The organism is Scytonema sp. HK-05, assembly GCF_963872035.1.
GTDB lineage: Bacteria > Cyanobacteriota > Cyanobacteriia > Cyanobacteriales > Nostocaceae > Kalymmatonema.
This window is the reverse complement of record NZ_CAWMYC010000129.1, coordinates 1-21429: the sequence shown is the minus strand read 5'-3', so window position 1 is coordinate 21429 and position 21429 is coordinate 1. Positions and strand designations below refer to the sequence as shown.

Annotated in this window: 15 protein-coding genes and 1 pseudogene; 12 read left to right on the top strand and 4 right to left on the bottom strand. The window is 43.2% G+C overall.

Features of this window, described 5'->3' with window-relative positions; all coding sequences use genetic code 11:
• Nucleotides 1–63: 63 nt before the first annotated feature.
• The 4 genes and pseudogenes from AACT52_RS28575 (at nt 64) to AACT52_RS28560 (ending at nt 5380) form a co-directional block, all read left to right on the top strand.
• Complete coding sequence (locus AACT52_RS28575) at nt 64–2517, top strand: LAGLIDADG family homing endonuclease (protein ID WP_233154098.1); 2454 nt, start codon at nt 64–66, stop codon at nt 2515–2517.
• A gap of 313 nt (nt 2518–2830) precedes the next feature.
• A pseudogene (gene nrdJ / locus AACT52_RS28570) lies at nt 2831–3901 on the top strand (ribonucleoside-triphosphate reductase, adenosylcobalamin-dependent); the annotation flags it as partial.
• A gap of 213 nt (nt 3902–4114) precedes the next feature.
• Nucleotides 4115–4342: a hypothetical protein gene (locus tag AACT52_RS28565; RefSeq protein WP_073634210.1), complete on the top strand. Its 228-nt coding sequence runs from the start codon at nt 4115–4117 to the stop codon at nt 4340–4342.
• 762 nt (nt 4343–5104) lie between these two features.
• Nucleotides 5105–5380: an RNA recognition motif domain-containing protein gene (locus tag AACT52_RS28560; protein ID WP_041037900.1), complete on the top strand. Its 276-nt coding sequence runs from the start codon at nt 5105–5107 to the stop codon at nt 5378–5380.
• 106 nt (nt 5381–5486) lie between these two features.
• Here AACT52_RS28560 and AACT52_RS28555 read toward each other — a convergent pair whose 3' ends face one another.
• A complete protein-coding gene (locus AACT52_RS28555; protein WP_272937122.1) occupies nt 5487–5612 on the bottom strand; it encodes a hypothetical protein in 126 nt (41 codons plus the stop codon).
• Between the two features lie 355 nt (nt 5613–5967).
• On the opposite strand from AACT52_RS28555, the gene fbp reads away from it, so the two are divergent.
• From fbp to AACT52_RS28520, 7 genes are all read left to right on the top strand, one after another.
• The gene (fbp, locus tag AACT52_RS28550) at nt 5968–7020 is read left to right on the top strand and encodes a class 1 fructose-bisphosphatase (protein WP_073634209.1); all 1053 of its coding nucleotides are present in this window, start codon (nt 5968–5970) and stop codon (nt 7018–7020) included.
• Nucleotides 7021–7022: 2 nt separating this feature from the next.
• Nucleotides 7023–7160: a hypothetical protein gene (locus AACT52_RS28545; RefSeq protein WP_158054798.1), complete on the top strand. Its 138-nt coding sequence runs from the start codon at nt 7023–7025 to the stop codon at nt 7158–7160.
• 48 nt (nt 7161–7208) lie between these two features.
• Entirely contained in the window at nt 7209–8354 is a 1146-nt protein-coding gene (gene tal / locus AACT52_RS28540) for a transaldolase (protein ID WP_073634208.1), read from the top strand.
• A 135-nt stretch (nt 8355–8489) separates the two neighbouring features.
• Nucleotides 8490–10019 (top strand): glucose-6-phosphate dehydrogenase, encoded by a 1530-nt coding sequence (gene zwf, locus AACT52_RS28535; RefSeq protein ID WP_073634207.1) that lies wholly within the window; start codon nt 8490–8492, stop codon nt 10017–10019.
• A 110-nt stretch (nt 10020–10129) separates the two neighbouring features.
• Nucleotides 10130–11509 carry a glucose-6-phosphate dehydrogenase assembly protein OpcA gene (opcA, locus tag AACT52_RS28530; protein ID WP_073634206.1) on the top strand — a complete coding sequence of 460 codons (1380 nt, stop codon included), beginning with the start codon at nt 10130–10132 and terminating at the stop codon, nt 11507–11509.
• Nucleotides 11510–11568: 59 nt separating this feature from the next.
• Complete coding sequence (locus AACT52_RS28525; protein WP_073634205.1) at nt 11569–13002, top strand: cobyrinate a,c-diamide synthase; 1434 nt, start codon at nt 11569–11571, stop codon at nt 13000–13002.
• 1313 nt (nt 13003–14315) lie between these two features.
• Nucleotides 14316–15167 (top strand): hypothetical protein, encoded by an 852-nt coding sequence (locus tag AACT52_RS28520; protein WP_073634204.1) that lies wholly within the window; start codon nt 14316–14318, stop codon nt 15165–15167.
• 80 nt (nt 15168–15247) lie between these two features.
• Here AACT52_RS28520 and AACT52_RS28515 read toward each other — a convergent pair whose 3' ends face one another.
• The 3 genes from AACT52_RS28515 to AACT52_RS28505 all read right to left on the bottom strand — a co-directional run bounded on the left by AACT52_RS28515 (nt 15248) and on the right by AACT52_RS28505 (nt 19819).
• Nucleotides 15248–16672 (bottom strand): HlyD family efflux transporter periplasmic adaptor subunit, encoded by a 1425-nt coding sequence (locus AACT52_RS28515; RefSeq protein ID WP_073634203.1) that lies wholly within the window; start codon nt 16670–16672, stop codon nt 15248–15250.
• Nucleotides 16673–16845: 173 nt separating this feature from the next.
• Nucleotides 16846–18996, bottom strand: a complete 2151-nt coding sequence (locus AACT52_RS28510) for a peptidase domain-containing ABC transporter (RefSeq protein ID WP_073634202.1) — start codon at nt 18994–18996, stop codon at nt 16846–16848.
• 574 nt (nt 18997–19570) lie between these two features.
• The gene (locus AACT52_RS28505) at nt 19571–19819 is read right to left on the bottom strand and encodes a hypothetical protein (RefSeq protein WP_073634201.1); all 249 of its coding nucleotides are present in this window, start codon (nt 19817–19819) and stop codon (nt 19571–19573) included.
• A gap of 660 nt (nt 19820–20479) precedes the next feature.
• On the opposite strand from AACT52_RS28505, the gene AACT52_RS28500 reads away from it, so the two are divergent.
• Nucleotides 20480–21382: a phosphate ABC transporter substrate-binding protein gene (locus AACT52_RS28500; RefSeq protein ID WP_083630604.1), complete on the top strand. Its 903-nt coding sequence runs from the start codon at nt 20480–20482 to the stop codon at nt 21380–21382.
• The last annotated feature ends 47 nt before the right edge of the window (nt 21383–21429 follow it).

The window sequence follows — 21429 nt, the reverse complement described above, 5'->3', positions numbered from 1 at the left end:
TTTACCCTCTCATTCACTTGCCGTATAGTCATAATCTATGTCAGCGAGCAACAAGACTTGATTATGGTTCGTGAGCTTGAAAGAAAACGTCAGAGTGCAACATTTCCAGAAACTGCCCCAGCTGCTAACCCAGTATTTTTTAGAACCTACAGCCGCCGGAAAGAGGCTGGGGTGAGGGAGACTTGGGAGCAGGTGTGCGATCGCACCCTCCAAGCTTTCATCACTCTCGGGAAGCTACTCCCACATGAGGCTGATATCTTAGAGCGGATGCAACGAAACTTAAAAGCTTTACCCAGTGGGCGTTGGTTATGGGTTGGCGGTACAAATTGGCTAAAAGAGCAAAAAAACTTTTCTGGAGCGTACAATTGTACATCTACCAACCTGCAAGACTGGAGCGCTTTTGGGTTAATGGTGGATTTAGCAATGATGGGGTGTGGGACTGGAGCAGTTCTAGAACCACAATATATTAACCAGTTACCCCCGATCCGCAATCGTCTTCAAGTACAAGTGCGGGGTGAGATTGGTAGTACTCCTGTTGATCAGCGTCGTGAGGAGACAGAAGTCAAAATACAAGGCAATCTCGTCACTATTTACGTTGGCGATAGCCGTCAAGGTTGGGTGAAATCATATCAAAGCCTATTGGAACTCTCAACTGATGAACGCTTTTGTGGAGACGTTCAAGTCATTGTTGATATTAGCGACGTACGTCAAGCAGGAGAGCCTCTCAATGGCTTTGGAGGGGTTGCTAATCCTGTAAAATTGCCTGGGCTGTATGAGCGTTGTGCATCGATCCTGAATAAAGCTGTGGGACGACAGTTAAATTCCGTTGAATGCTGTTTGTTGATTGATGAAGCAGCTGTCACAATTGTCGCAGGTAATATAAGAAGATGTCTACCTGAAGACGCCTTGGTTCATACTTCCAAAGGTCTGATTTCCATTCGTAATGTCCAAGTGGGTGACTTAGTGCAAACCCCCTTGGGATTTCGGCGAGTAGTCGATAAATTTGACCAAGGATTTCAGGATGTTTATGAAATTGAAACCAACGCTACCTACCCAAGGGCAACTTTAAACCATAGACAAGCAGTTCTTGCAGATGGTAAAGGGGGGATTGTCTGGAAGTCAGTGGCAAGTTTAGTAGAGGGCGATCGCCTCTTACACAATACACAAGTACTACCAGGTACAGTGACGCATTTACCTGTTGACTTTACAGAAAAAAGACCATCTCAAAGTCGAACCGCTAAGTCGTTTATTATTCCCGATCTGACACCGGAAGTCGCTTGGCTGATAGGCTTTACCCACGGTGATGGCTATGTTGCTCTTGGTCGCAATAAGCATGATAAACCGTACGGTCGTGTTGAATGGGCAATGAACAGTTCAGATACAGAACTTACGGCAGGAATTCAAGCCAAAATAGATTCTGCTTTAGCTTTATTTGGGCTGACTGCTAGTCACAGCATAACTAAGGGTGAAAACACTGCCAAATCAATCTGCTCATCCATCAGATTGGCAGAATATTTCCATCGGTATATTAAGCAGCCTAATGTTCCTCTGGAAGTTCCCAGTTTTATTCTCCAGGGTTCAGTAGATATCCGAGCAGCTTATCTGGCAGGATTAATGGATAGCGATGGTGCTGTTAATAACCGCCCACCGCAACTAGTTACGACAGTTTACCGCTCATTTATCAGACAAGTTGCAGCAGTTTTATCCAGCTTGGCGATCGCTGGTAGAATGACGATCACTCATCCTCAAAAGCAGGGATGGCAAGCTAAGTACAACCTTACCATTCCAGCCCTGAAAGAGCGTTACAACGCTCTTATTGCTCCACATAGCATTCAGGGACAGATCAAACAAGGATTGAAAATGTACGGCTTCACCGTTCCGGGTGTCATCATGCGAGAGGCTTACACTTATAGTGAGATGCGAGAAATGGGATTTCAAGGCTCGCGCCTGATGGATGCCAACTATGAACGCTATATTGCTGAGTCGGACATTTCACTGGATATTCCAGTTACCGTCAAAGGGTTGGGCAGTTACGATCATGTCCAAACTTATGACATTGAAGTCGAAGAAGCTCATTGCTTCTACTGCGATGGCTACCTAACGCATAACAGTGCTGGTATGCGCCAAGGTTTCAGTGAGGATCATTTGTTTGCAGATGCTAAGAACAATCTTTGGCAGCAGGATGAAAATGGCAACTGGCGCATTGATCCAGAGCGTGATGCTCTAAGAATGGCAAACCACACAAGAGTTTTTCACCAAAAGCCCACATTACAAGAATGTCTTGATGCTGTCCGCAAACAGTATTACAGCGGCGAAGGTGCAATTCAATGGGCTGGTGAAGCGATAGCTAGAGCTAACTGTGACCTTTTGAGAAATCATGAACAAAAAGTGGATTTTCTCAAAGCATACGCTGAGGGAAAAGCCAAAGATTGGTTGCAGGAGAATTATCCTCAAATTCCTGAAAGTGAGTTAGAGCATCGTTTGGCTCGCTATGGTTTAAACCCGTGTGGTAGATAGTTTTGCCTCACGTTAAAAACCGGAGAAATTCGGTGAACCCTGCGATTGGGAATACCGAGGTAATTAGAGGAACTAAAGCACCTTTGACACCGTACAGACTAGAGAGTGAACCTTTTTAAACCATAAATAAACACTTATTGTTGGGTTTTAAAAAGAATATAATCTGGGTTTTACCTCCGTTCTTAAGAACGGCTCCACGAGTCTCCGGCTACTAATGCTATCGTCAATCATTAGTAGAAAATATAGTCGGATCTACGAGGAATTAGGAACTCGTAGAACTAGGGGATAAAAAGCCTCTAGGGTAACAAAAATGGAAATTATTGGCTCGAATTTCCACTGCAACTTGGCAGAAATTCACCTAAATCAAATAGACCCAAATAACTACAAAGAACAGGAGGAGGCTTTCACAGCAGGTGCGCTCTCTGTAGCTGCACTTTTGCATCACAAATTTATTGAACCACGCTACCAGTACAGCCGTGAATTAGACCCAATTGTTGGTGTTTCTTTCACAGGCTTATTTGATTTCTTTGTTCAAGCTTTTGGGGTAGATTGGTTACGTTGGTGGGAACAAGGAAGACCTGCGACTGCTCAAGGATTGGCGTTTAAGCGTCAGGAGGAAGAATACCTAAGTTTTTGGAAAAATACTGTGCAGCGTGTTGTTTGGGATTACTGCGATCGCCACAATCTCAAACGTCCAAATCGCTGTACCACAGTTCAACCCAGCGGTACCAAGTCTTTATTAACAGGTGCTAGTCCGGGATGGCATCCGCCCAAAGCACAAAGATTTCTTCGTCGCATCACGTTCCGCAAAAATGATCCCGTAGCTTTAGCCTGTATTGACTACGGCTACAATGTCATACCTTCTCAATCCGACAAAGATGAACAAGGTAACTTGTTGAATGATCCCTTTGATCCCCGAGTCAGCGAATGGCTTGTGGAAATTCCAGTCTCTGTACTGTGGGCTGATTTACCAGGTGCTGATCAAATAGATATCAGTAAATTTAGTGCGATCGCCCAAATGGATTTCTATATGCAAGTGCAGAAATTTTATGTGACACATAACACCTCTGCCACCATTGAGCTACGGGAAAATGAAGTTGAACCGTTGGGAACTCGCATATATGAAACTATCAGAGATGATCAAGGCTACATTAGCGCCGCACTTCTAGCACGGTTTGACGATCTTCAAACTTTTCCTCGCTTACCATTTGAGCCAATAACAAAACAACAGTACGAACAGCTCATGAAAGAAGTGGAAATGCGTCGCCAAACCGAAGATTTTCATGCTGTTTTGAGCCGCTATGATTTCGGCGAGTTAATAGAAGCAGGACCAGCAGGTTGTGACTCTGATAAATGCATGATGCCTGAACAAACTTCAATGTAAATACAATTGAGATGAACAGCGGTGGTTGTGTTGGGAATGTTTTACCACCGCTTATTCTATTCCTACATAGATGCCATAGATGCACTCCCAGCTTTTCTCACCATAAAGTCCCCAAAGCTTCCAGAACCATAACAATCCTCACGAAGGCATAGCTCCACACGTTACGATCGCTTTAATAGTCCTAGTTTTTAATTAAGTACCAGGAGATTTTTCATGTTCATTGATGAATTAACACCCATATTTAAACAATTCACCCAGCACCCAGTCTCATTTCTGGGCGGTTTCGTCTCTGGTTTGCTTCGACTCAGCCTTGCTGACGATCCCGTTAAAAGCTGGCTCGACCAACAACGCGGTTCAACAACCTACAGGAATTCAACGACTGAACCCACTCAGGCACATAATGGCAAAACTGGTGGTCCTCAGTCGATTAGCATTGATTGACCACTCCCCGGACTTCTAGTCCAGAGATTCTAAAAGAATGCTGCGCGGTGTTTTTAACCCACCGCGAGGCTTCTTCTTAGTAGCCCGCAAGGATTGGGGGTTTGGCAATCTAAAACGACGCTCAATTGCGTGTTTAAGCGTGATTGTTGGCACGTATAGCTCTGGGAGTTCCCCACGCCAGTGTTAGGGGATAATTTCTTTGTTGGAAATCCCTTTAGTGTATAAAAAATTATACCTATTCTTTGTTATTGCAAGATATTTGCTAGGGCGCTTTGCTCGTCTACTCGATGTATTAAGACCTTGTTAACTGCTTACTTGCCTCCTTCTAAAGAGGAGTGTGCAGTTCATCTCAGGTATGATAAGTATTTCATTTCAGCCAAATGATAATACGAAAATTTCAAAATTGAAAATTCCGCATCTGCATAAATAGGTATTTTTCTTAATTGAAAGTTAGAAAAAATTAAACAAAATTTTATTAACCATAAAAGATATCAGCACATATAAGCCAAGCTGATTTGAACCTTTAGGTGTTTGTAAAATCTCATACTTTGAAAATTGACGCAATCAGTTATGATCTGTAGCGTATGCGAAAATTCAGCATGACCACTGGTTGACTTGTAAGAAGACGCAACCTCCTTGGTTGCTTTGCTCCTACAATCTTTGCCGTTGGTGAATCAGACGAGACGAAAGCAATTCCTGCTATTTGTTTTAGCTGTTTTCAAGCTGAACTCTTCGCTCTTTGTTGCGACTTACGTGATTCACATGACTATTTACGTTGGAAATCTCTCCTACCGCGCCACAGAAGCAGATTTAAAATTAGTATTTGCAGAATATGGCGAGGTCAAAAGAGTTGTGTTACCTACTGACCGTGAAACCGGACGATTACGCGGTTTTGCCTTTGTTGACATGAGCGAAGATGCCCAAGAGGACGCTGCCATTACAGAGTTAGATGGAGCTGAATGGATGGGTCGCCAACTTAGAGTTAATAAGGCTAAACCCCGCGAGGAGGAGCGACAAGGTAGTTGGGTGAAAAGATAATAGTCTTAAGAGCGATGAAATACAATAGTAGCAAATTGTTTTCTAGTTATGCAAGCTATTAAGCGCTGAAATATCTAGAAAAAATCAATAAAACAATTTGATCAAGTTATGTCCGACGAGTTGTGACTGCTAGCTCATAGTCATAACTCGTCGGTTTGTAAAATGCTAAAGTATAGTTAGCAACGTTCAACCGAATTGGAGTGCAGGGTTTGCTGCTTTTCGTTTTTTCCATTGTTCTATGAGTCTGCCCAGCGAGCGGGGAGATGATGACAAGTTAACATAGTAAAAAATGTTTTTTTCGTCTACAGGTGCGCTGCTCGCTTGATTGGATAAATATACCTATGGAATTATTTATGGCGAGATACCATTGTGTTTAAATTTCCATTTAGACTAGGTAGACTTGCTCAAGTATAGCATTCCAAGCTGGTGAATTAGCCTTGGATAGACCTACAGGTGATTGATTTCTTTAGTTTATCTAAAATCACATTTAGATTGTCAAATTACCTTTCTAAGATAGAGGCAGCAACCACAAGTTGCAACGCACGGGATGAACCCAACAAACACCTAGTCTCTAGGGAGAATAAAAAATGGCTAAAGTGCCGGAATCTTTAGAGTCGGTAAGCAGCGAAGTCGTAGACAAGGCGTTAGATCGTGATTGTACAACATTATCCCGTCATGTCCTACAGCAACTTCACAGCTTTTCGCCCGAAGCGCAAGATCTGAGTGCGCTGATGAATCGGATCGCCCTTGCTGGCAAACTGATTGCTCGTCGCCTCAGCCGCGCAGGCTTAATGGAAGGGGTTCTCGGATTTACAGGGGAAGTCAATGTGCAAGGAGAATCCGTCAAAAAGATGGATGTCTATGCCAATGATGTCTTTATCTCGGTTTTCAAGCAAAGCGGTTTAGTCTGTCGCTTAGCTTCCGAAGAAATGGAAAACCCCTACTACATTCCGGAAAACTGCCCGATAGGTCGCTACACTCTTTTGTATGACCCAATTGATGGCTCATCGAACACTGATACAAATCTCAGTTTGGGTTCCATCTTCGCGATTCGGCAACAGGAAGGAAACGACCTCAATGGTGAAGCAGCTGACCTGCTAGCTGCTGGGCGCAACCAAATTGCCGCCGGCTACATATTGTATGGTCCCAGCACGATGCTGGTCTATACTATTGGTAAGGGAGTTCATTCGTTTACCCTCGACCCCAGCTTAGGAGAGTTTATCCTCACGGAAGAAAATATCCGAATTCCTGATCACAGTTCCATATACAGCGTCAACGAGGGTAATTTTTGGCAGTGGGATGAACCGATTCGGGAATACGTCCGCTACGTTCACAGAACAGAAGGCTACACCGCTCGCTATAGTGGGGCAATGGTAAGTGATATCCACAGAATTTTGCTTCAAGGCGGTGTGTTTCTCTACCCTGGTACACTTTCCAAACCAGAAGGTAAACTGCGCTTGCTTTATGAATCCGCTCCCCTAGCCTTTGTCATTGAGCAAGCAGGTGGTCGCGCTACTACGGGACACATGGAAATCTTAGACGTGGTAGCGAAACAACTCCACCAGCGCACGCCTTTGATTATTGGAAGCCCAAAAGATGTCGCAAAGGTGGAGTCTTTTATTAACAACAGTCACTCTTGAATGTGAAAAGATCAGTCTTGGGTGCAGCAAGCACAGAAGGCATGAGTGAGTGGTTAGTGGTTAGCAGTTATTGGTTAATGGTTAGTAGTTATTGGGAAGTCAAACAACGAACAACCAATAACCAACAACTAACAGCCTGACAAACGTTACTTAAACACATCATTAGCAGGAGTTAAACGAATACAGGTATGGCAACTAATCAACTACTAGAGATTAAAAAGTACGGTCAAAGTATCTGGATGGATAATTTGAGCCGTGATATTATTCAATCTGGCGAACTGAAAGACCTGGTTGAAAATAAGGGAATCTGCGGGATCACGTCAAATCCAGCCATCTTTGAAAAAGCGATCGCCGGAAACGCGATTTATGATGCCGATATTGAAGCGGGGATCAAGGCTGGATTACCGACATACAAAATTTATGAATCCCTAGCTTTTGCAGATATCCGTAACGCTTGTGACATCCTACGCCCTGTTTATGACGCAACTGAGGGATTAGATGGTTATGTGAGCATCGAAGTCCCACCAACTATTGCTCATGATACCGAAGCAACAATCAAAGAAGCCCGCCGCTATTACCAAGAAGTTGGTCGGGAAAACTTGATGATTAAAATTCCCGGCACAGAGGCAGGTTTGCCAGCAGTTGAGCAGGTAATATCGGAAGGAATCAGCGTTAACGTTACCTTGCTGTTCTCGGTTCAAAGCTACGTGAACACAGCTTGGGCTTACATTCGCGGCTTAGAAAAACGGGTTGCACAAGGTCAAGACATTAGCAAGATTTCGTCTGTAGCGAGCTTCTTCCTCAGCCGGATTGACAGTAATATTGACGGTAAGATTGACGCCAAATTGAAAAAAGGCGTTGATGACATTACCCAAGAAGCTAAGCTCAAAGATGTCAAAGGAAAAGTGGCGATCGCCAACGCTAAAATTGCTTACCAGGAATACAAAAAGATTATTCAGACTGAGCAATGGAAAGCATTGTCCGCCAAAGGTGCTAACGTGCAACGCCTCCTGTGGGCAAGCACCAGCACCAAAGACCCCAGCTACAGCGACGTCATGTATGTCGATGAGTTGATTGGTCCCGACACAGTGAATACCCTGCCACCTGCGACGATTGAAGCTTGTGCTGACCACTGCAACGTCGCCAGCCGCGTTGACACAGCTGTGGAAGAAGCTTATAACCTGATAGAAAGCCTCAAAGACCCAGACATCAACATCGATATCAACAAAGTGATGGACGAATTGCTCGTTGATGGTATCGATAAGTTTGTCAAGCCCTTTGAATCGCTGATGGGTTCTCTAGAAACCAAAGTTAGACAGTTGTCGCCAGTGTAATAACGTTAGTCGATAGTGGTTAAATGTATAGACGCGCCGTGGCGCGTCTCTACAGCTATGACGCTCTGGACAACCAAGAATTCCCAAATCCCAATCTCTCATCGCAAATCTCACATCTAAAAATCCAAAATTGTTATGGTCAGTCTGCTAGAAAATCCGCTGCGGGTTGGTCTGCAACAGCAACGGATGCCCGAACCTCAGATCATAGTTATCTTTGGTGCTTCCGGCGACCTTACTTGGCGTAAACTGGTACCAGCACTTTACAAACTGCGACAAGAACGGCGCATTCCACCAGAAACCACCATTGTTGGTGTTGCACGTCGGGACTGGAGCCACGAATACTTCCGCGAACAGATGCGCAAGGGCATGGAAGAAGCTCATGGCGGTGTCGGTCAGGAGGAACTCTGGCAAGACTTCTCCCAAGGTCTGTTCTACTGCTCTGGTGATATCGACAAGCCTGAAAGTTACCAGAAACTGAAGAATTTCTTAAGTGAGTTAGACGAGAAAAGGGGAACACGCGGAAACCGAATGTTCTACCTGTCTGTTGCGCCGAATTTCTTTGCAGAAGCAATCAGGCAGCTTGGCTCAGAGGGGATGCTGGAAGACCCGTACAAACATCGTCTAGTGATTGAAAAACCCTTTGGCCGGGACTTGGCTTCTGCCCAAAGTCTTAACCGAGTGGTACAGAAATATTGCAAAGAACAGCAAGTCTACCGGATAGACCACTATCTCGGAAAAGAAACAGTTCAGAATCTACTGGTGTTTCGCTTTGCCAATGCGATTTTTGAACCCCTGTGGAATCGTCAATTTGTTGACCACGTTCAGATTACTGTAGCAGAAACCGTGGGAGTTGAAGACCGCGCCGGATATTATGAAAGCTCCGGCGCGCTGCGAGATATGTTGCAAAACCACCTCATGCAACTTTTCTTATTCACCGCGATCGAGCCTCCCAATGCCCTAGATGCCGACAGCATCCGTACGGAAAAAGTCAAGGTACTCCGGGCGACCCGATTAGCTGATGTCCAAAATTTGCACCGTTCTGCAGTCCGGGGTCAGTATAGTGCTGGGTGGATGAAGGGTAAACCCGTCCCAGGGTATCATGAGGAACCAGGAGTTAATCCAAATTCCACGACACCCACTTATGTGGCGGTGAAGTTTCTGGTTGACAACTGGCGCTGGCAAGGAGTTCCGTTCTACTTGCGTACTGGTAAGCGGATGCCAAAAAAAGTGAGTGAGATTTCGATCCACTTCCGCGAAGTTCCTTCTCGGATGTTTCCATCTGCCGCCCAACAAATGGCTGGTAACATTTTGGCAATGCGGATTCAGCCTAATGAAGGAATTTCTCTACGCTTTGAAGTCAAGATGCCAGGAGCGGAATTCCGTACCCGTTCCGTTGACATGGACTTTACTTATGGTTCTTTTGGTATCCAAGCAACTTCCGATGCCTATGACCGCCTGTTTTTAGATTGTATGATGGGCGATCAAACATTATTCACACGGGGAGACGAAGTCGAAGCGGCATGGCAGGTAGTGACACCAATCCTTTCTGTTTGGGATGCACCCGCAGATCCAGCATCGGTTCCCCGGTATGAAGCTGGTACTTGGGAACCAGCGGAAGCGGAATTGTTGATTAACCAGGATGGTCGCCGCTGGCGCAGATTATAGATTTGTAGTTAGTAGTTAGTAGTTAGTCGCTAGTATAACAACTAACTACTAACTACTAACAAATAATAACTCATAACTAACAACTAACAATCCCAAATCCAAAATTAGCTATGACTTCCCAAGCTCCTACGATTTTTTCACTTCAGGCTCCCAAAGATGTTTCGCTCTCAGATATTGAAGCGGAACTGAGCCGCATTTGGCAAAGTTACGGCATTGCCGGTGAAGACGGTGCGCTTCCTGCAGCCACTCGCGCCACAACATTTAGTTTAGTGGTTTACGAACCCGAAGAAACCCAGTATCTATTGGCTACTTTGGGATTTTACAAAGGTCCGATTGATGGCATTCTCGGTCCGCAGATGAAAACAGCACTACGAGAAGTGCAGAAAACCTATGGTCTGACTGAGACTGGAACAGCAACAGATGAAACCTTGGGCGTCTTGCGCGAAGAACTCACCAAACGTCATGGCAATGGGGCTACCGCAGACAACGGTTCTGGTGGTACGTCCTATGTTGCAGATACCAGCAGCCCCCGACTTGCTGATGAAATTGCCAGCCGTAACCCCTGCCGTATTATTGCCCTGACTCCCATAGCTGGCGAAGATGTCGGGGTGAAGGCTCAAGTCTCTGCCTACTGCCCAATTCAAAAGCAGTCCGCAAGTACACTCGTCTGCTGCGAGTACATTACTCTGACAGGAACCGCTGCTGCTTTGGAACGGATCGGTGGCATGATTCCGGCATTGTTGATAGGTGGCTTGCCCAAGTTTCTCTGGTGGAAAGCAACGCCAGACCCCAGCAATCCTTTATTCAAGCGATTAGCGGCAGTATGCAACAATGTTATTGTAGATTCCTGCTACTTCAACAAGCCAGAAACTGATTTGCTCAGCTTGCAAGAGTTGGTAGAATCTGGTGTACCTCTAGCTGACCTCAACTGGCGTCGTCTTTCAGGATGGCAGGAGTTAACAGCTGAGGCTTACGACGCACCCCAACGTCGTGCTGCCCTTACAGAGGTAGATAGAATCAACATTGATTACGAAAAAGGCAGCCCTGTACAAGCACTGTTGTTTTTGGGTTGGTTGGCAAGTCGCTTGCAATGGCAGCCGGTTTCTTATCAAAACGAAAGCGGAGATTATGAGATTACACGAATTCAGTTAGTTGCCCAAGATCAACGCCAAATAGAAGCCGAGTTAGCAGGAGTCCCAGTGGGTGATGTGGGTGAAGTTCCTGGCGATTTGATTGCCCTGCGCCTAAGTTCCACAAATCCACAGGCAAACGGCGGTACTCTGATCTGTTCGGAAACTGGTGGTTGTATGCGGATGGAAACACAAGGTGGTGCCCAGTCTAGTGGTGTGTTTCAACAGGTCACTTCACTTTCTGAACAAAAGGCAGAAGCTTTGCTAAGCCAGCAGGTGCAACGCTGGGGTCATGAGGCACTTTTTGAAGAAAGCCTTGGTGTCACAACCCAAATTCTCAAATTAGGGCTTAAGAAGTAACTTAAGAAGTAAAATTAAGGAGTTAGGAGTTTTGACTCTTAACTCCTTAATAGAAATTTATGGCTTTAGTTATTGCGGGAGAACGCAGTGGGGTGGGTAAGACGACTGTCACGCTCACCCTTTTAGCGTCTTTATGTCAACGAGGTGTACAAGTACAATCTTTCAAGGTTGGTCCGGACTACATTGACCCGATGTTTCATCAGCACGTTACGGGTCTTGCTTGTCGTAATTTAGACTGCGTACTGACATCGGAAGCTTATGTAAAGCAATGTTTTGCTAAGCACGCTGACATAAGTGAATATGCGTTAGTAGAAGGGGTGATGGGGCTATTTGATGGAGTCACCCCACCCCAACCCCTGCCCTTATCAAGGGGAGGGGCAAATGATTTTGCTAGTACAGCTCATATTGCACGGCTTTTGGATTTGCCTGTGGTGCTGGTGCTTGATTGCAGCAGGTTGTCTGGTTCTGTGGCTGCGATCGCACACGGTTATTGTTCGTTTGACAACAGAGTGAAGATTGCAGGAGTGGTACTGAATCGAGTGGGAAGCGATCGCCACCTATCCCTTCTCAAGGATGCCCTGGAACCCCTACAATTACCAATTCTTGGGGTGTTGCGACGTGAGGATAACATCACAATTCCTGATCGCCATTTGGGTTTAGTACCAACAGTAGAACTCCCCCAACTACGTGCTGTAATTGACCGACTTGCCCATTTGGGCGACACTTGCTTTGACTGGGAACGTTTATTACCATTGTTGCGGGCTAGGGACTGGGAACAGAGGAAAGAATCTGCTTCATCCCTAATCGCTAGTCCCCAATCGCTTATTGAATCCAAAATCCCAAATCCAAAATCCCAAATCAGGATAGCCGTAGCCCGCGATCGCGCTTTCAATTTTTACTACCAAGACAATCTTGATTTGCTGCAACAATTGGGTACAGAACTCGTTTTCTGGAGTCCTTTGGAAGATGCTGGACTACCAGAGGACGTGCAAGGAATGTATTTTGGCGGTGGTTTTCCAGAAGTCTTTGCCCAACAACTAGCAGAAAACGCCAATGCTCGCTATACAGTAAAAACAGCAATCCTCTCTGGAATGCCCACAATAGCTGAGTGTGGAGGATTAATGTATCTATGCGAGCAAATAATCGATTTTGAAGGAAAATCGTGGTCAATGGTAGGAGTGTTGCCCACAACAGCCGAGATGGGTGGGCGTCTTACCTTGGGGTATCGTCGAGCCGTTGCTTTACAAAATAGTTTGGTAGTACGCGCAGGTGCAACCGTTTACGGGCATGAGTTTCATCGTTCCCGTTTAATTTCAAATCCTAGTACACCTTTGTTTCAAACTTATCGCTTTGATTGCGAAGAATCTACAGGAGAAGAGGGCTGGAATTTGCTTCCGTCTCTACACGCTTCTTATATTCACCAGCATTGGGGAGAGAGTCCAGAAATTCCACAAGGGTTTTTAAAAAAGTGTCAGGTATTTAAATTTACTTAAACTATACATAGTGCGATCGCTTGGAAGGGTGACACTATATACAGCACGTTGCAAGTAAATGAAGTACAACGCGCTTTGTCTAAAAGCCGAGACACTAAGCCCTTTTTACTTCTGAGTTCTGAATTCTGCTGTATCTACTATACATCATCAAGAGAATCCAAAGTTAACAACAAAATCTCTTCTCCTGAATCTGAGTTATTAACAAACTGAAATAAAATACGATTGCTATAGTCAATAGAACACGATCATATACCCTCTAAATCACCTTTCAGTTTTTGAGTGTGTAAACTGGGATAAAAAGGATCTTCACATAGTTTTTGTAGTGTTTATTCAACTTGAGAACGTAATTGTGGATTTTGACGTACTAAACGTTTCAAAGCACGAGCAAATGCAGAACTCCAAACTAAATTCTTCAATCTTCTAACTCCGCCATCAAATCTGCAACAGAACACCGCCGCACATTTCCCTGTTCATAATCATGTTGTGCTTGTGCAACTTCCTTTAATAACTCCGCATCGTCTATGTTGATTGAGGCGCTTGGTAATACAGCAGAATTCAGAACTCAGAAGTCAGAAGTCAGAAGTAAAAAGGGCTTAGTGTCTCGGCTTTTAGACAAAGCGCGTTGTACTTCATTTACTTGCAATGTGCTGTAATATCTATCAGCAAAATCTGAGCATCTATATCTAATGCTTCTACAGCTTCAATGACTTTTTGAAATGTAGATGTTTTTTCTATCATCGCCTTCAGGACGCTTAGTGTGAGTGATGTTGAGCGATCGCCATCTATCTCTTCTTGCTGAACTCACTAGTTTAGCATAGGTGTTTTACGAATTCGCGAACAGTGTCTTTGTACTGATCTACCCCAAAACTGAGTTTAGTTGATAGCTCTCAACATCTCAGTTAGCTTCCGAAGAGGACACATTAAGTGAGGTTAAAGATAACCTAATAGTAGAAAAATAGAACAAGGATTTTGAATTTTATTCGTGTTTTCGTGAACTTTTGTTCAAACAAAGTTTACCGTTATTTTACATAAAATACAACAAATTACTTATATTTATCTGTTAATATTACTACTTAAATACATCATTGAAAATTACACTTATACCGTCCTAACACTAAAGCGGTTGTTAGAGGTATTTAAGTGCAAATTACAAGTATTTGGGTGCAAATAAGTTGCATTATCTACCCAGTTAAAGAATAACTGCAGACACAGCAGAGTAAACGCTTTGAATTTTCAAGGCACATTTATGCTGCTTACAGATTTTTATACGGCAACTTAGCCAACCTAATCACCAAATATAGGCAAAGAATTGTATGAAGCGACGCTTAGCTTTTGTTCAGCATTGTGTACTGTTCGCTACGCCACTCATAGCTGGTTCTGTCTTAGGAACTGCACCGAGTCAAGCTGCTACTTTTGCTTACTCTGGAGGAGATTTCAATTTTACCAACATTAATCAAACACCATTAGGAATTGGAACTGAGACTAACACCGACACCCTTGCTATTGGTAATGGTGGTAATGTAGATACTTTCGCTCAAGCAGGTGCAGTTTTTCTAGTTTCTCCACCAAAAGCATCCACTTCAGGTTTGAGCGTAGCCTTGGGCGAGAACAAAGATTACCTAGGAGAGGCGGAAAGTCAAAGTAAAGTTATTGGTAATTTTGTTGTAGAGGCAAATACACCTTTTTCTTTTGACTTTACAGCAAATTTAGACTTGGAAACATCAATAGATAATCCACCAGCAGAAAATGCAAGAGCAGCTGGAGATATATCTTTCAAATTAATCGACACTACGAATAACAGTGTCTTAGACTTCTTCAGCCTTACGGGAAATTTAGCGACTCAAGGTGATAACGACTTTATCGCATATCAAAAAAGCGACAATGTTACTGTAAGGGAGCTAGCAGTCCCCGCATCTGAGTTTGGAGGAAATCAAGAATATGCTACGGCTTCTCTTGGAGGTTCTCTGCAACGCTCTTTTACCAACAAAACAAATCTGGCTTTAGTACAGGTTAAGAGCAATAGAACTAGAGTTACAGCACCTGAACCTTCCAGTACTCTAGCTTTACTCTGTTGTGGTAGCGTTATTGGTCTTATCGCCAATGCTAAACGTAAAGCAATGACCTCAGCACGCTCATTAAAAGAAAACCTAGCTGCTAAAGGTTGAGCAGTTGCTAACGGATAACGGTTAATAGCTACAGTGACTAAAAGCAATAATATATTGCTTTTGGTCAATTTCATAGCTGCTTACAAATCTATTATTAATCTTGCTTTTCTCAACAGATATTGCAGTGCTGTCTCTTGTTTAGAAATAATATCAGCTGTAGCAGCCATTCCAGCTTGAAGATGGCATTCATATCCGCTACGTCCAAATGTTAGTGTTTCCGGTTTTACTGTGACTTCAAAGTAGCTAGCACCAGCAGTTGAGGAACTCGTTGCTAGAGTACCTGAATTGCTTCCAGATGTAATGGCGTCTGGAGAAATAGCGCTGACAGTACCTTTGAGAGTCCCGTAATCAGGATAGGGACAAGCATCAACTCGTAATTGCACTTTTTGATCAACTGCGACTTTTTTTATGTCAGCAGGAGGAATCATGGCTTTAATAACTAGAGGAGCATTAAGAGGCACAATTTGGGCAATAGGTTCGCTAGTACGCACAACTTGACCAGGGTTGTACACATTTAGCTTAAGAATAACACCGTTAGTGGTGGCACGAATTATGCTACTTTTGAGTTGAGTATCAAGTTGTTGGATGTCTTTTCGAGATTGGTTTATTTGGTTTTGTATTTCAGCTCGCCGCTGAATTAAGGCTTCTTTTTCTTTGAGCAAAGTCGCGATCGCTGCTTCACCTTTAGCAATTTCTTGGTCAATCCGTTTTTTTGCTATGTCAACCGTTGCGTAGCTGGGATTAAGAGCGGCTTTAGTTGATTGAATTTTGGCTTTAGCGATATCAACAGCTTTTTGTTGACTTTGTAGTGTTAATTTTACTTGTTCAACAGCTAGTTTTTTCTGTTCAAATTCACGCCGACCAACTGCTCCGGTTTGTGACAACTGCTCATAGCGATCGCGATCTACGATAGCAAACTCTAAATCTACCTTGGCTTTTTGCAAATCAACTTCTGCTTTTTGCAAATTTGCTTCTGCAGCTACTGAGTCGCTTGTCGTTGTAATTTCTCGTTCTTGATATTCTCGCTGATTACGTGCCAATTCCGTTTTCGCAGAAGAAATTATCTGTTCTATAACTCTCTTTTCAGCAACAATCTGAACATCTAAAGTTTTGATTTGAGCATACATTTGAATCAGTTGTAACTTGCTCTGCTCAATATTGCCTTTAACCTGGCTCTTTTTTATTTGCAGTTGCTCATCATTAAGGAGGGCGATTCTATCTCCCTGCTTGACTATTTGATTTTCTTTGACAAAAATCTGTTTAACAGTTCCTTCTATTTCTGGTTGCACGAGCCGAAGTTCCCCTGTGGGACGCACATTAGCACTAGCTTTCACTGTGACATTGTATTTTACAGACCAAGCGAGGCTAAACGCAGCACCGACAGTTCCAACAAGAAAAACTCCAGCTAAAGATGTCCAAGGACTAATAGGAGGGAGAAACCCGTCAGTTTGAATCGAGGGAATTTGAAGCGAGGAGAGAAGCTTTTGTTTCTCGATATACATAATTGCTACTTAGTCTGCTAAATTTCTTCTATAAGCCAATACGGTTCAGTTAAGGATTTTAGTGGCATTCGCGTTCTCTGTAGAGACGCTTCAAACAGCGCGTCTCTACAATGTGGTTCTACTAAGGATTTTCGTCTTATCTGAACCGTATTGTTCTATAAGCGATTCGCCATGAGCTAAAGTATTAAAAAGTCCAAATGGTCTCCTTCTTTTGAGTGTAAATCCTCCAGAGAGCCTTGAAGTTTTAACTTTCCTTGATCTAACAACACAACCCAATCAGCGCGATTAATGACTTTGGGACGATGGGTAATCAAAATCGTGGTTTTACCGCGACGATGTTTAAACAGTTTATCCAGCACAAGGTTCTCACTCACTGGATCGAGTCCAGAGGTAGATTCATCTAAAATGAGGATTGCTGGATCTGTGGCGATCGCTCGTGCTATTGCTAGTCGTTGACGTTGTCCACCAGAAATATTTGCGCCAAATTCACCTAAAATAGTTTGATATTTGTCGGGTAGTTTACTAATAAATGCATCAGCTTCAGCAATTTGGCAAGCTCGCACAATCTGCTCAAAACTTAAGTGGGGTGCTCCTAAGCGAAAGTTTTCAATAATGGAACGACTCCAAAAGTGAGCGTCTTGAGGAACTAAAATCACTTGTTGACGCAGACAATCAAGAGCAAGGTCATCTAAGTTATAAAGTCCAATACGAATATTACCAGATTGCAGTGGATATAACCCGGCAATGATTTTAGCTAGACTGCTTTTCCCACAACCAGATTTACCAATGAGAGCTACAACTTTACCGCCAGGAATTGTTAAAGAAAAGTCTTCTAATAAATCAAGCCGACCTGCATAGTGAAACTTGACTTTAGTACAAACAATATCAGCATTTCCTTGTATTTTTACAAACTGCTTTTTCCCGTCGCCTTGATTTTCTGGGGTAGCATCTATAACTTCTGTCAAGCGTTGTGTTGCAGTTTTTGCACGTGTAAATTGATCGACAAAACTAATGATAGTACTAATCAACCCCAGGAAATTACCGTTCATCGAGTTAAATGCTAGCAATTGCCCGATACTTAAATTCTCCGCTGGGTTACTCACCAAATTACCGCCAAACCATAGTAAAACAATACTGCCAATACCAGAAACCAAACCAGAGAAAGTATTGTTGATAATGCTAATCTGAACAGTCCGGAGTGTGACGCTAGCAAGACGACCAAATCGGTTTTGGAATTCATCCCAAAATTGGGGTGCAGCTGTAGTTGTTTTGAGAGTGAGTGCGCCTTTAAATGTTTCTACTAAAATGCCTTGTGTTTCTGCTTCTGTGACTAAAAGTTCACGGGTTTTTTCCCGTAAAGTAGGCTGAAATACTATCGTAGATAAACTCATCACCACAGAGATGAACATTGCTACTACAGTCAGTTTCCAGCTATAGAAAATCATCAAACTCAAAGAAATGACCGCAATAAAGAATCTACTGGGTAGAGAGATAACGACTTGAGAAACTAATTGATTAATTTCGTTAATATCTCGCAAGCGACTAACAATTTCTCCACTGCGTCGAGATTCGTAGTAAGAAAGAGGTAATTGCAGAATTTGACGCCCAAATTCTAGGACTAGCCCTAATTGTAGACGTTGAGCAAAGTGAGCGATTAAGTTAGACTGCACCCAGGAAAGGCTGCTAGAAATCAAATTCATGGTTACGACAGCGATCGCCACCGTAGTCAGTAGCCTCGTATCACCGCGTACCAGCACATCATCAGTCAGGATTTGCAGCAGAAAAGGGGAAGCTAAAGAGAGTAACCCCAGAATGAAGTTTAAAGGTAAAGCTTGCGCCAGAATTGAGCGAAAAATCCAGACGCGCTGGAAAAAACGCCAAAAGCCTCCAACTTGATCGTTCTGTTGAGCAGAAAACCGAACTGGATCAGGCTCTAGCAAAAGCATCAACCAATCCGTCCAACCCTCTGCTAAATCTTTTTTAGAAAGATAACGAACTCCTACCGCTGGATCGGCGACGACACATTTCTTGCCTTTCGTACCGTATAAAACAACCCAGTGATAACCTTTCCAGTGAATAATTGCTGGTAGAGGCGCTTCATTCATCCGATTTAACAACTCTGGCGAAGTTTTCACTGTGCGAGCATTAAATCCAAGGGTTTCTGCTCCTCGTTTCAGCCCTAATAAAGTTGTGCCTAACTGTCCAGTACCTACCACCTCACGGATGTGATTCAGTGTGAAAGTACGTCCATGATGCCTAGCGATAGAAGCTAAACAAGCAGCACCGCAATCTTCTTCACTGTATTGTAAAACGCAAGTGTGTTTCATACAGAAATGCTTGTCTATATTCCCCTGTTTTTCAAAACAAAGCACCTATCATCTAGAGGTGTTTACTCAAATGATGGAACTACGTAACTCTTGCAATTAATTATTTAAAAAAGTAGCAAAGTAACTTCTCTCAATTTTATTAGATTTGCATATTTTTTTATAAAAAAAATTTTTTATAAAAAAATATGCTTTTTTTAGTATTAATATACTGCTAAAAAAGCATACATTTTTTCAATGTCACAGTGATAAGTTCGTCTTTATCTCATAGAAAATATTTGCATTTCACCGCTATAAATGAGAAAATGAGCGTGGGAAAGTCGTTGAAAAGCAAGAATGGCTTCCATCCTTTCTTGCACATCCCTTAATATGGTTCATCGGATGAGCTGACAAGCTAAAGCTCAAGGCTGTATAAACTAAGCCTGTCGTTCCAGGCTTAGTTTATGTAGCTCTACACCTTTACGGTGAAGGCATATACTGAACCATATTGACCCACGCCCAAGTGGTAGTTTGCATACTGGTGTCGTTGATGTACAGCTAGTATCAACCACACAGTTTCCAAACCATGCAGTACCAGTTACTCGAGATAGAAAACACGTGATTGAGAACCTGCTACCGCTGCACTATTTAAGTCATCTTGTGCTGTATTAGCGAAAGCAAAAGTTTCAGGGTAGGCTATATCTATGAACTGAGGGGAAGTGCTAGCACTAGCTGAAGCACTTGCAATCGCATTGTTCGATAGAAAGGGAACTGTAGGTAAGAAGCCGATACCACCCACAACGCTGGTTGCTTCAGATTCTGTAATTTCAGTGAAAAGTGGATTCATGATTTTACTCCTTCAACTTAATTGAATTGAGTTGTCTGAAAATCGATTTGTTCGTTCCAGACATTTAGAAAGATAGCATGACAAATTTTTCTAAATTCACTTTTGTATTTATCTTTATATAAATAATATAAATAACTGTACTTAGTTTACTAAACATAAATCTTTTATTGAAGTAATAAGAAGAATGAGGCACGCAATAATATGCCGAGCATTTTTCCCACTTTTCCTACTTTTTTAGAAACAAGAATAATATGTATCAATCTACTTTTCCCACTTTTCCTACTAATAAAAACGTAATGGCAAAACACTGTCTTTTACAAAAATTGAAATTGCAAAACTTCACAAAGAAATGATTGTCACAAATATAGGGCTTCTGAATTTAGGCATTTTGGGTGAACTCGCGATAGTATAGGAGCAATTGATTTCTCTGTGGCTGATATTTTTGGCGTTGCCACAGGAGCCATTCTGAGCAATGTTTCAAGCAATCAAAGCGGTGGTTCTTTGTAGGCTAAACTACTTAACGGCAGGGTTTTGGGTAATACTTGTCATTGGATGGCGACCAGACTAATGAGGTTAGGTGCTACAGCATTTGCGATTGCACAGGTGCCACGCTTTACGGCGATCGCCCAAATTGCAAAGTCCCAATAACTAACATCCCACATGGCTAATAAAAGCAACAATCAAGAAACACTCACCTTGGTGCTATCTCTGCTCATCACTCTTGGGCTTCTAGGGTTTGGTGTGTGGTACTTCCGCAATAGCTTGCCTTTTGGGTTCAAGCAACAGACTCAACCCTCTGCATCCCAAAGGGGCGCGGAACAAGCATATGACTCTTCAAGGTTGGATACCAGTCTGCCCAATCCAAACCTGTTGAGTATTGATGGTAGCGTCACGATAGTGGCTTTGATGAAGCAGCTTCAAATTGCCTTTAATCCGGTGAACCCTTCCTTGCCTACAAGTTATGGCTTACCAAATGGCAGTCCCAATGGCACTAACAAAGGAATTCAAAATTTAAGGGACGGCAGAGTGTTGATGGCAGCGAGTTCACGTCCCCTCAAGCCTGATGAAGCACAGGCTGGATTGGTGCAAGTCCCAATAGCAAGAGATGCTTTGGCTGTAGCAGTCGGCATCAACAATCCGTACAAAGGGGAATTGACAATAGAACAGTTGAAGGGAATTTTTCAGGGGAAAATCACCAACTGGTCACAGGTAGGAGGTCCCAACCTGCCAATCAAAGTGATTAACCGCTCTCCAGACAGTGGTACATATACATTGTTTCAGGAAGCGGTGCTTTTAGAGGAGCCTTTTGCAGCTGATAGTGCAAATTTCACCACAGTCAAGAAAGATGAAACCACTTCGATATTACGTGCTTTGGGTGATAACGGCATCAGTTACAGCACGGTTTCCCAGATAGAAAATCAAAAAACTGTCCGCTTTATCCCGATTAACGGCATTTCTCCGACTGATAAAACTGCTATCGAAAATGGGACTTATCCCATTAGTCGAGTCGTTTATTTAGTCGTGCCGCGTAAAACGAGTCCAGCAGCAAAGCAATTTATCTAGTGGGGGTTCGGGGGCTATAAGACCCGCGCTATAATCTTCGATTTAGC

Coding starts and splice junctions, on each gene's coding strand:
- AACT52_RS28575 (WP_233154098.1), top strand. CDS start 64: ATGGTTCGTGAGCTTGAAAGAAAACGTCAGAGTGCAACATTTCCAGAA.
- AACT52_RS28565 (WP_073634210.1), top strand. CDS start 4,115: ATGTTCATTGATGAATTAACACCCATATTTAAACAATTCACCCAGCAC.
- AACT52_RS28560 (WP_041037900.1), top strand. CDS start 5,105: ATGACTATTTACGTTGGAAATCTCTCCTACCGCGCCACAGAAGCAGAT.
- AACT52_RS28555 (WP_272937122.1), bottom strand. CDS start 5,612: ATGGAAAAAACGAAAAGCAGCAAACCCTGCACTCCAATTCGGTTGAAC.
- fbp (WP_073634209.1), top strand. CDS start 5,968: ATGGCTAAAGTGCCGGAATCTTTAGAGTCGGTAAGCAGCGAAGTCGTA.
- tal (WP_073634208.1), top strand. CDS start 7,209: ATGGCAACTAATCAACTACTAGAGATTAAAAAGTACGGTCAAAGTATC.
- zwf (WP_073634207.1), top strand. CDS start 8,490: ATGGTCAGTCTGCTAGAAAATCCGCTGCGGGTTGGTCTGCAACAGCAA.
- opcA (WP_073634206.1), top strand. CDS start 10,130: ATGACTTCCCAAGCTCCTACGATTTTTTCACTTCAGGCTCCCAAAGAT.
- AACT52_RS28525 (WP_073634205.1), top strand. CDS start 11,569: ATGGCTTTAGTTATTGCGGGAGAACGCAGTGGGGTGGGTAAGACGACT.
- AACT52_RS28520 (WP_073634204.1), top strand. CDS start 14,316: ATGAAGCGACGCTTAGCTTTTGTTCAGCATTGTGTACTGTTCGCTACG.
- AACT52_RS28510 (WP_073634202.1), bottom strand. CDS start 18,996: ATGAAACACACTTGCGTTTTACAATACAGTGAAGAAGATTGCGGTGCT.
- AACT52_RS28505 (WP_073634201.1), bottom strand. CDS start 19,819: ATGAATCCACTTTTCACTGAAATTACAGAATCTGAAGCAACCAGCGTT.
- AACT52_RS28500 (WP_083630604.1), top strand. CDS start 20,480: ATGGCTAATAAAAGCAACAATCAAGAAACACTCACCTTGGTGCTATCT.